The 2,671-nt window shown below is 41.1% G+C and carries 3 protein-coding genes; all 3 read right to left on the reverse strand.

All coding sequences use genetic code 11. The annotated features are described in order from the left end of the window. Window positions 1-205: 205 nt before the first annotated feature. Genes IH879_22250 through IH879_22260 form a run of 3 tightly spaced genes read right to left on the reverse strand, consistent with a single transcriptional unit; the run spans window position 206 to window position 2,272 of the window. A complete protein-coding gene (locus IH879_22250) occupies window positions 206-1,639 on the reverse strand; it encodes a 1-acyl-sn-glycerol-3-phosphate acyltransferase (GenBank protein MCH7677649.1) in 1,434 nt (477 codons plus the stop codon). Continuing rightward, window positions 1,639-2,031, reverse strand: coding sequence for a hypothetical protein (locus IH879_22255; GenBank protein MCH7677650.1), 393 nt, complete (start codon window positions 2,029-2,031; stop codon window positions 1,639-1,641). Before IH879_22255 ends, IH879_22250 begins: the two co-directional genes overlap by 1 nt. Next, on the reverse strand, window positions 2,015-2,272 hold the full coding sequence (locus tag IH879_22260; GenBank protein ID MCH7677651.1) for a DUF433 domain-containing protein: 258 nt from the start codon (window positions 2,270-2,272) through the stop codon (window positions 2,015-2,017). The genes IH879_22255 and IH879_22260 overlap by 17 nt, the downstream gene beginning before the upstream one ends. Between the last annotated feature and the right edge of the window lie 399 nt (window positions 2,273-2,671).

The following is a 2,671-nucleotide window of genomic DNA, read 5'->3' on the forward strand; positions in this document are numbered from 1 at the left end:
TGGCTGATGGCTGTTGGCTGATGGCTGTTGGCTGTTGGCTGTTGGCTGTTGGCTGTTGGCTGATGGCTGTTGGCTGTTGGCTGTTGGCTGTTGGCTGTTGGCTGTTGGCTTTTTAGATTTACGTTGTGCGTTCGAGTGTTCAGGGGGACTTGCAATTAATCAACTTAAAGATTATAAATACGTAAACACTTTAGCACTTTAACACTCAATTTAGGTTACTCACCTTATTCGTTGCTTCTGTCGTAGGTATAATTCCCATTAATTGCCGATACTCATCTCTAATTTCGTCCATCCTCAAAATAAGCCTTTTTCGCTCCCGGCGCATTCGATTAAACAACTGACGGTTGGTAAATAAAAAAAAGGACAAACTAATTCGCTCTTGTTCCTGCCGGATTTGTTTAAAATATGCCAATGCAAAAAAACCGCTAATGGGTAAACTTATCAGGTAAACCGCGGCCCAAAGTTTTCCGAAGGTAAACCAAACAGCAAAAACTTGCACCGAATAAAATAAAATAAACGCGATTCCGCCGCCAATTAATAGTGCAGACAAGATTTTAGTGCGTTCGTCAACAAATTTCTTGGCAAGATTTTCGGCAAGAAAATACGGAATGACGTTGTTAACAGTTCCATATAAAGCAAGCGGTAAACCAACCAGAGATCTAACGAATGTTACAGCGCTATTTTTAGCCATTTGAGAAAATGTGGTTTTCTCCTTTATCATATTGTCCCTTAAACGAAGCCGTTTGAGTTTGCGTTTATAGGCGCTGATTTCCGCTTGAAAATTGCGCACTCTCTCGAGATCCCGCTCATAATAATATTCTACACAATCGGCAATTTTCTGAGTCACAAGGAAATCTGCAACAGTTTCTTCCGATACTTCTTGCAAGTCGGGAGAATCGATTTTTAATTCATCGCCGTAAAGAATTTCAATATCCCTCACAAAATCATCAAGCTCCTCGTGACGAATGTTGACGGTTAACGCTTCGAGACTTTGTTGAATTTCCTCAGTAAGTTTTTGGACAGCTTCTGCGTTATCTTCTTTGTTTATCTCAAAATACGATTCCAGCTTAACCGGTTCACCGACATTCATCAAAACTTTGCTGCGAAACCGGCTACGCGAAAAAAAATACAAGCCAATGGGAATCACTTTCAGACCCAGTTGGTAATCATTTCTTTTTTCAGTTTCAAGGGCAATCCGGGCCGCGCCCGTTTTTACTTTTTTGACTTTCCTGAGCATGTCGCTGGTGCCTTCGGGAAAGATGCCGATTGTTTCTCCACTCTCCAGGACTTCATAGCATGACTGAAAGGCGAAGACATTTTGATCCATCTTGCCCGGCGCATCCTCACGGCGGTAGATCGGAATGACCCCGCAGCTTCTCAAAAACCAACTTTTGAGTTTATTCGAAAACAAGCCGGTGTGCCCGATGTAGTTTACTTTCCGCTTCGTGACCAGCCCCATGACCAGGGCATCCATAATCGAATTGGGGTGATTCGCTACAAAAATCACCGGCCCGCGCGCAGGAACGTTTTCGCCATTTTGCAAGTCAATCTTCTGAAAAAAAATCGACATGGCAAATTTAACGACGAATCGGATGAACCGGTAGAGGATTGGGAAAGATTTAGGGTTGGATTTAGACATCAGATTTTCCAGTCGAGAGTATGTTCCTCATCCAGATTTATCTTCCAATAATGGACTGTTGAGGAAGTGAGTCTAATTACAAGCCCCTGACGTTTTGCAAAAGTATTGAATTCGGGGTGACGAAGAAATGATCTGACATTTTCAGCTACTTGATTCTCATTGACTTTTAAGTAAACAATTGAGGACTTAGTATGACAAAGTTTCTTATCGTAAAAATCGTTGTCACGAGTAAAAAATGTGGGGGCTCTGAGTGAGTGCAGTAATGGTATTATTTCATTTCTATCTTTCAAACCTTTTCTTCCTACCTCAAATCCTATTTGTTTGACTGATACATTCCAATCGATAAGCTGCGTTCTTTGCGAATTAATTACGTTTTCATCGATGATATTCATGCAGCTTGAGTATACTTTTCTGATTTTTGTTCGAGGCGTCACCAGCAATTTTTATGGCTTCCGAGATAGCGTCTTTATTAATACTCCCGCGCCACTCTTCGATGATTTTATCCCAATCCATGCCGTCGGCGACCATTTCCACTATATCTTTCACAAATATTCTCGTACCTTTAAAAGTTAACCTGCCGTGGCATATTGCCGGATCGGCAACAATATACTTACCAAACTCTTTGCGTTTCAATTTACTCATCTCCCTCAAATCTTGTCAATTTACAAGATATGTTATCTGGAAAAATATGGCTGTAAATCTATTTAACCAAATCTATGAAATTATTTGGAAAATATCAAAGGGAAAAGACTAATGGCAGCCGATCCAAGCCGAATCGAAACGCAACTGCAGTGGATGGTTTCAGATGCGGCATTGAAGCCGGTGAAATCGCAGCATGTGCAAGCTTATCCTGAGTAAATGCTTGCTTGAATTCATGGAGTTGATGGGTTATCTTGCTAACGATGAGAGCAAAAAAGATGTTGATGGTAGAAAACTAATTAGAGAAATCCAAAGGACTCTGGGCTTCTCTGATTGTTTTGCTTTTTATAGTATGTGTGTAAATCATGGTTGTTTTGAGGTCGCTGTGCCCCA

This window comes from candidate division KSB1 bacterium (assembly GCA_022562085.1).
Taxonomy (GTDB): Bacteria; Zhuqueibacterota; Zhuqueibacteria; order Oceanimicrobiales; family Oceanimicrobiaceae; genus Oceanimicrobium.